Origin of the sequence: Natrinema versiforme JCM 10478, from assembly GCF_000337195.1 — an archaeon.
Taxonomy (GTDB): Archaea; Halobacteriota; Halobacteria; order Halobacteriales; family Natrialbaceae; genus Natrinema; species Natrinema versiforme.
On record NZ_AOID01000027.1, the window covers coordinates 113,997 to 121,463 of the forward strand.

At 67.0% G+C, this 7,467-nt stretch carries 7 protein-coding genes and 1 pseudogene; 5 read left to right on the plus strand and 3 right to left on the minus strand.

The features are described 5' to 3' along the window. Positions 1-252: 252 nt before the first annotated feature. Positions 253-969 carry an HAD family hydrolase gene (locus C489_RS09505; RefSeq protein WP_006431020.1) on the minus strand — a complete coding sequence of 239 codons (717 nt, stop codon included), beginning with the start codon at positions 967-969 and terminating at the stop codon, positions 253-255. Positions 970-1,259: 290 nt separating this feature from the next. On the opposite strand from C489_RS09505, the gene C489_RS09510 reads away from it, so the two are divergent. From C489_RS09510 to C489_RS09520, 3 genes are all read left to right on the plus strand, one after another. Then, positions 1,260-2,036, plus strand: coding sequence for an SDR family NAD(P)-dependent oxidoreductase (locus C489_RS09510; RefSeq protein ID WP_006431021.1), 777 nt, complete (start codon positions 1,260-1,262; stop codon positions 2,034-2,036). 95 nt (positions 2,037-2,131) lie between these two features. Continuing rightward, complete coding sequence (locus tag C489_RS09515; RefSeq protein WP_006431025.1) at positions 2,132-3,133, plus strand: TIGR04024 family LLM class F420-dependent oxidoreductase; 1,002 nt, start codon at positions 2,132-2,134, stop codon at positions 3,131-3,133. A gap of 122 nt (positions 3,134-3,255) precedes the next feature. Further along, complete coding sequence (locus C489_RS09520) at positions 3,256-4,284, plus strand: AIR synthase family protein (RefSeq protein ID WP_006431026.1); 1,029 nt, start codon at positions 3,256-3,258, stop codon at positions 4,282-4,284. 91 nt (positions 4,285-4,375) lie between these two features. Here C489_RS09520 and C489_RS09525 read toward each other — a convergent pair whose 3' ends face one another. Beyond that, positions 4,376-5,545 carry a zinc-dependent alcohol dehydrogenase gene (locus tag C489_RS09525; protein WP_006431027.1) on the minus strand — a complete coding sequence of 390 codons (1,170 nt, stop codon included), beginning with the start codon at positions 5,543-5,545 and terminating at the stop codon, positions 4,376-4,378. Between the two features lie 233 nt (positions 5,546-5,778). Beyond that, positions 5,779-6,624 (minus strand): phosphatase PAP2 family protein, encoded by an 846-nt coding sequence (locus C489_RS09530; protein ID WP_006431028.1) that lies wholly within the window; start codon positions 6,622-6,624, stop codon positions 5,779-5,781. Between the two features lie 163 nt (positions 6,625-6,787). Here C489_RS09530 and C489_RS22595 point away from each other — a divergent pair. Beyond that, positions 6,788-7,189, plus strand: a pseudogene (locus tag C489_RS22595) (bacterio-opsin activator domain-containing protein); the annotation flags it as partial. Between the two features lie 128 nt (positions 7,190-7,317). After that, positions 7,318-7,467 (plus strand): helix-turn-helix domain-containing protein (locus C489_RS22600; protein WP_239642048.1); only part of this gene is annotated, 150 nt, incomplete at its 3' end.

Sequence of the window (7,467 nt, forward strand, 5' to 3'; positions counted from 1 at the left end):
GGAGATGCTTGGTACCGGTCTCTGCGCGAACGGTCGGCCCGGCAGCGGTCGTCGGAGTTCGATTCGCGTTCGGCATTGCTGTGTGCTACTATGTACCCCATTAACGAAAATAGTTACGACGAGAACACTGTTTTACAATGTTCACAAACATAGGGTTTCGGCTGGCGTGGCCCCAAACTGTCGAGCGGGATACCGACGCTCGACTCGAGGACGGCGGAACTGGGTCCGATACGATAGCGGCCGTCTTTCGTACTACCTGCCGCTCTCGACGATCTCGAGGACGTCGTCCGGGGATTCGATTCGGTAGGAGACCGCCGGGCCGTCGTCGGCTCCGAACGCGACCCCGTGCAGTCCCGCGTCGGCGGCCCCCTTCACGTCGTGCTCGTAGCGATCGCCGATCATCAGCGACCGCTCGGGGTCGACGCCGGCCGTCTCGAGCGCCGTTTCGAACATCGCTGGATCGGGTTTGGTCCGACCGACCGCCTCCGAGGTGGTGATCGAATCAAAGCACTCGCGGATGCCGAACCGCTCGAGCATCGTCCGGCCTTCCGCGTCGTCGACGTCGCTGATGACGCCGACGTGGAGGTCCCGGTCGGCGAGGCGTTCGATCGTCTCGACGGCACCGGGAACCGGCTCGATCGACGAGCGAACGATCTCGTCGAATCGGGGTTGCCACTCCTCCCGCGGGATCTCCTCGCCGACGACCGCCGCGACGCCGCGGTGGTAGCCGTCCCGCGCGGAGCGGAACTCGGTCCCATCGCGCTCGCGAAAGTACTCCCCGACCGCCGTCCGCCACGTCTCGACGGCTTCCTCGACTGTCGTATCGACGCTATAGCGCTCGCACAGGTCCGCGACGAACTCGGCGTGTGCGCCCTGTACCGACTCGAGCGCGAGGATCACGCCGCCGATGTCCCAGAAGACCGCCTCCCACTCGTCGGGACCACCGGCTCCCGGCTCGGTCCCGCTCATCGGTCGGCCCTCCGGACCATCGGTCGATCGGCCGCGTCTCTCGCGCCACCGTCGCTCTCGAGTCCCCGCTTCGAGTCGTATTCGAGCATGTGTCCAGTCATGAAATCTCTGATTCCCTGCGGCGGCGACCGTTCGGCCGACGCCGTCGCGTGATTATCTGTGTCAGCTCTTGCCATTCGCTTAACGGTACGGTATCCATGCCCATCTTTATTAACAGTTGCTACGAATAGGGTAGTGGAACTAACAATGGTAAGAGTTCGAACACCGATCACAGTCGCAGGTGATCGCTCGTGAGTACCGACCAGTTCAGCGTCGACGGGGACGTCGCCATCGTCACCGGGTCCTCGAGCGGGATCGGGAAATCGATCGCGGAACGGTTCGCAGACGACGGCGTCGACGTGGTCGTCTGCTCGCGCGAGCAGGACAACGTCGACCCGGTCGCCGAGGAAATCAACGAGAGCGACAGGCCGGGCCGCGCGCTGGCCGTCGAGTGCGACGTGACCGACCGCGACGCCGTCGAGGCGCTCGTTGAGGCCACCGTCGAGGAGTTCGGCGGGTTGGACGTGCTTGTCAACAACGCCGGGGCCTCCTTCATGGCCGACTTCGACGACATCTCGCCGAACGGCTGGGAGACGATCATCGACATCAACATCAACGGCACCTATCACTGCACCCACGCCGCCGCGGAGTACCTCAAGGACGGCGGCGGCGCGGTGATCAACCTCGCCAGCGTGGCCGGCCAGCGCGGCTCGCCCCTGATGAGCCCCTACGGTGCGGCCAAGGCGGCAGTAATCAACCTGACGACGACGCTCTCCTACGAGTGGGCCGAGGACGACGTTCGCGTCAACTGTATCGCGCCGGGCTTCGTCGCGACACCGGGCGTCGAGAGCCAGATGGGCGTCTCCGCGGACAACATCGACCGCGAGGAAGTCGCGCGTCGCATCGGCACCGTCGAGGAGATCGCCGACCTCACGCAGTTCCTCGCCAGCCCCGCCTCGTCGTACATCGTCGGCGAGACGGTCACGGCCCAGGGGGTCCCCCAGATCAGCGAAGACCGCGAGATCTGACCGACCCGGCCTCTCGGCCGACCCCGCGTAAACCCTCGTTCTCACACCGCCAGTTCCCATACACCCAAAAGGCCGCGTTCCGTCTGTGTCTGACGATGACTGACAGAGATGTCCACCTGCCGGTCGCCGCACAGCCGACGATCGAGTCGATCGTCGACTACGCTCAGACGGCCGAAGCGGGCGGCTACGACTGCGCGTGGCTCCCCGAGACGTGGGGTCGCGACGGCGTCACCGTCCTCTCCGCGATGGCCGAGCGCACCGAAGAGATCGATATCGGCTCGAGCATCCTGAACACCTACTCGCGGACGCCGGCCGTGCTGGGCCAGACGGCGGCGACGCTACAGGAGCTCTCGGAGGGTCGGTTCCGGCTCGGACTCGGCCCGAGCGGGCCCGTCGTGATCGAGAATTGGCACGGCGTCGAGTACGGCAACCCGCTCCGGCGCACCCGCGAGACGGTCGATATCGTCCGGCAGGTGCTGTCGGGCGAAACCGTCGACTACGACGGCGAGGACTTCGACCTATCCGGGTTCCGCTTGCGCTGTGATCCGCCGGAGACCCCGCCGCCGATCGAGGTCACCGGCATGGGACCGAAGGCGGTCGAACTCGCGGGCCGCTTCGCCGACGGCTGGCACGGCATTATGCTCACCCCCGAGGGAATGGCAGAACGCATCGGGGACATCGAGCGCGGTGCCGACCTCGGCGACCGCGACCCCGACGACGTCCAGGTCACCGCCGGCGTCACCTGCTGCGTGCTCGACGATCCAGCGGAGGCCCGCGCACTCGCCCGCCAGCACATCGGCTTCTACGTCGGCGGGATGGGCACGTTCTACCGCGACGCCCTCGAGCGACAGGGCTACGACGAGGCCACGGAAATCTACGATTCCTGGCAGGACGGCGACCGCGAGCACGCTCTCGAACTGGTCGACGAGGCCATCCTCGACGACCTCTGTGCGGTCGGCGATCCCGAGACCGCCCGCGAGCAACTCGAGGCCTACGAGGCGGTCGACGGCCTCGACGCCATCGCGGTCAGCTTCCCGCGCGGCGCGAGCGAAGAGCAGGTCCGCCAGACCATGGACGCGGTCGCGCCCGACGCCTGAGAGCGCACCAGGCTCGATGCTGGTTTTCCAGCAGTGCGATCCTCCTGTCTGTCCGTAGCGCCGTCTGCTCCGAGCGACAGTTCTCCGACAGCTACAAACCGCCCATCGTCCCAGTTCGTGGTATGCCCGGCAAAGTGAGTCCGGACGATCTGCTCGCACACGTCTTCGAACGGACGGGTGCGGCCGAAACGGACGAGGCGATACGACAAGGGCCCGCGGACGGCGAGGACGCCGCCGCGATCGACTGGCCCGACGGCGACGGCACGCTCGTGGTCAGTTCCGATCCGATCTCGCTCGCCGCCTCGCAGGTCGGCACCCTCGGCGTCGCCGTCGCGTCCAACGACGTCGCGGTCTCGGGGGCCGACCCGCGCTGGCTGACGGCCGTCGTCTTACTCCCCGGCGAGGCGGGTGAGGCCAACGCAGCCGGCGACGACGGGAACTCGCTCCTTGAGGAAATCTCCGGCGACCTCGACGCCGCCGCCCGGGAGATCGGCGCGTCGATCGTCGGCGGCCACTCGGAGTACGTCGACCAACTCGAGCGGCCGATCCTCTCGCTGACGGCGATGGGGATGACCGAGCGCTTCGTCCCGACCGGCGGTGCAGAGCCCGGCGACGCCGTGATTCTCACCAAGGCCGCAGGAATCGAGGGGTCGGCCATCCTCGCAGCCGACTTCGGCGACGATCTCGCGGTCGATCCCGAGACCCGCGAGCGCGCCGAAGGGTTCCTCGAGGAGATCAGCGTCGTCCCGGAGGCCCGGATCGTCCGGGAGTACGCGACGGCGATGCACGACCCCACCGAAGGCGGCGTCGCGGCCGGCCTGCTCGAGGTCGCCCGCGCGTCGGACGTCCGGCTCGAGGTGGACCGCGACGCGGTTCCGATCCGCGAGGAAACCGCGGCGCTGTGCGACGCCGCGGGCGTCGACCCGCTGCGGATCTTCGGCTCCGGGGCGCTGCTCGCGACCGTTCCCGCCGACGCGGTCGACGACTGTCTCGCGGCGCTCGACGACGCCGGACTCGAGGCCGCGGCGATCGGCACTGTGGGCGACCCCGGGGGCGGCGAGTCCGAACTCGTTCTCGACGGTGAGTCGATCACCGGCCCGATCGAGGACGACCTCTACCCGCTCTGGGAGGCGGCCGATGCGGCGGAGTGAGCCGCAGCTTTCCGGCTCGAGCAACGCGCCGACGGGTGCGATCGCTGCGAGCGCGACGACTCGCTGCGCGACGGCCGCCGTCCGCCCGCTCTCAGGGCGTCATCACGACTTTGATGCAGTCGTCGTCTTTGTTGTTGAACGTCTCGTACATCTCCGGGCCGTCCTCGAGTCCAACCTGATGGGTGATGACGAAGGAGGGATCGATCTCGCCGTCCTCGATTTGCTCGAGCAGCGGGTTCAGATAGCGCTGGACGTGGGTCTGGCCGGTCTTGATCGTCAGGGCCTTGTTCATCACCGACCCGAACGGGAGGTTGTCCGACCGCCCGAGATAGACGCCGGGGACCGAGAGCGTACCGCCCTTCCGGCAGCACTTGATCGCCTGCCGGAGCACGTGGGGCCGGTCGTCCTCGAGTCGCGCTTCCTGTTTCGCTTGGTCGGCGATGCCGGTGACGCCCGTGCCGTGGGCCTCCGTTCCGACCGCGTCGATACAGCGATCCGGTCCGCGACCGCCGGTCATATCCATCAGGCGGTCGTAGACGTCGTCGTTCTCGAAGTCGATGATTTCCGCGTTCCCGTGGTCCATCGCCATCTCGAGTCGCTCCGGAACGCGGTCGATGGCGATCACCCGGTCCGCGCCGAGCATCCACGCGCTCTGGATGGCGAACTGCCCGACTGGGCCGCATCCCCAGACCGCGACCGTGTCGTTTTCCTCGATGTCCGCGTTCTCGGCGGCCATGTACCCCGTCGGGAAGATATCGGAGAGGAAGAGGACCTGCTCGTCCGGCAGGTCGGACTCGATCGTGATCGGCCCGACGTCGGCGTAGGGCACCCGCAGGTACTCCGCCTGCCCGCCGGCGTAGCCGCCCAACATATGCGAGAAACCGAGCAGGCCGGCCGGCGAGTGCCCCATCATTGTACTCGCCATCTCGGCGTTCGGGTTCGAGTTGTCACAGAGCGAGTACAGCTCGTTCTCGCAGAACCAACACGAGCCACAGCTGATCGTAAAGGGGACGACGACCCGATCACCGACCTCGAGGGTCTCGACCTCGCTGCCGACCTCGATCACCTCGCCCATCGGCTCGTGGCCGAGCACGTCGCCCTCCCGCATGCCGGGCATGTAGCCGTTGTAGAGGTGGAGATCGGAGCCGCAGATGGCGGTGGCCGTGACCTCAATGATCGCGTCGGTCGGGTTGACGATTTCCGGCTCGGGAACGTCGTCGATGCGAACGTCCTGTTCGCCGTGCCACGTGAGCGCTCTCATCGATCCCACCCGTCGTTCTCGGTTCGCGCCGATTCGACTGATTTAGCCGCGTGAGTGCCGTCCATTGTCGAATCCTCGGAACTATGCCACACGAAATAACGCACTAAAGATAGCCCCTGCTTTTGCAACGACACCTGTTGATATTTACACAATTCTGGAGAGGCATCTGGGAGTCGCCTTCCTGTCGGTGACGCCGAACCCTGGCGGTGTGTTCGGCTCGAGTAGCGGTCAAATTACGTCCGCCGAGACTCGAGGACGCCGATCTCGAGCCGACCCACTGCGGCCGGGACGAAGAAGATACCCGCCACGAGGATCGCGTACAGCGCCGCGACAAGCGGTTCGATCGACGCGACGGCCGATTCGACCGTCTGAACGACGCCAACGAACGACCCGCCGAGGACGACGAGCGCGACCCCCTCGAGCCGGGATCGCAGCGCCGGCAGGGCCGAGAGCCGCAGCGAACTCAGCAGGCCGCCGATCGAGCCGCCGAGGCCGAGGAGCGCGTCCCCTCGCCCGCCGGCGAGTGCGATCGCGGGCACGGAGAGGGCGAGCGCGACCGCGAAGCCGATCGTCGGGTCGCCGCGCGTGAGCCGGTCCATCGCGACGACGAACCCGACGCCCAACGCCGCGCCGACGATCACGTCGCCGAGGTAGTGGACACCGAGGACGACCCGTGAGAGCGAGACGAGCGCGACCATCACGCCGGCCGCGAGCAACGCCCGCGGGTCTCGTGCCCGGTCGAACGCCGAGACGAGGCCGCCGTAGACGACGGCTGCCGCGAACGCGTGCCCGCTAGGGAAGCCGTACCCTTCGCGTTCTCTCTCGAGCGCGATCAGCATGGCATCTTCCGGCGGTCTCGGCAGGGCGAACAGCGCCTTGAGCGAGAGGAGTAGCGCTAGTCCGGCGATCGCGTAACTGATCACGAGCGCGCTGCGACGGCGGTCGACACACCAGAACAGTACCGCGAGCAGGAGCATGAGCAGCGTCGTCCCGCCGAGTTCGGTCACGGAGACGACGAGGTCGGCGTACTCGACCGGGACGGCGTCGCGAACGGCCGCACTCTGTTCCTCGAGTCGCATCTCGGCTGAGACGTGACGCGTCGGCTACCTAAACGTTCGTTTCGACGAGCACGTTCCGCCGGCCGACTCGACGAGAGTCCCCGACGGGTCCCGCTGTCCGAATCCATCGACACTGCCGGAACCGATTTCCCAATCGGTACCCTTGGAACGGCCAGTTTCCGGTATGAGCGACACACAACAGCGCGAGCGGTCACCTCGAGTCCGTGAGATCGAATTCGATATCACTGCGCCCGCGTACCCGTTCGTCCAAGTGTCGGTCGAACTCGACTGCCGGATCGAACTGGCGGAGATGATCCCCCGCGGGAACGGGAGGTACGCCGAGTTCTTCACGGTCTCCGGCGGCGAGCCGTCCCGGGTCGAAGCGCTCGTGTCGGACCACGAGGGTGCCGACGTTCGCTGTCTGCGCGAACACGAAAACGGCGCGCTCTTGGAGGTTCTCGTCGCCGCGGACTGCCCGGCGGTGGAACTCGCCAAACTCGGGGCGCTCCCGCGGACCGTTCGGAGCAGCGACGGGACCGGTCGGATCGTCGCCGAAGTGCCGTCGCGCCACGACGCGGGCGAGATTACGAACGCGTTCCTCGAGCGCGTGCCGGAAGCGGAGTTCGTCGCGAAACGGAAAACCGACACGCTCACGCCGCCGTTCAGTCGGCCCGCGTTCCGACAGGAACTGCGATCGCGACTCACCGACGCCAGCTGGAAGTCCTCAAGGCCGCCTTCGAGGCCGGCTACTACGACTGGCCCCGAGGGTGTTCCGGGGAGGAGGTCGCGGCCGAACTCGGCATCGCGTCGCCGACGTTCTCACAGCACATCCTGTCTCTTATACACATCTCTGAGCGGGCTGGC

Bases quoted from the DNA above. Each gene is read 5' to 3' on its own strand.
- C489_RS09525 (WP_006431027.1), bottom strand. From the start codon at position 5,545: ATGAGAGCGCTCACGTGGCACGGCGAACAGGACGTTCGCATCGACGAC.
- C489_RS09520 (WP_006431026.1), top strand. From the start codon at position 3,256: ATGCCCGGCAAAGTGAGTCCGGACGATCTGCTCGCACACGTCTTCGAA.
- C489_RS09505 (WP_006431020.1), bottom strand. From the start codon at position 969: ATGAGCGGGACCGAGCCGGGAGCCGGTGGTCCCGACGAGTGGGAGGCG.
- C489_RS09515 (WP_006431025.1), top strand. From the start codon at position 2,132: ATGACTGACAGAGATGTCCACCTGCCGGTCGCCGCACAGCCGACGATC.
- C489_RS09530 (WP_006431028.1), bottom strand. From the start codon at position 6,624: ATGCGACTCGAGGAACAGAGTGCGGCCGTTCGCGACGCCGTCCCGGTC.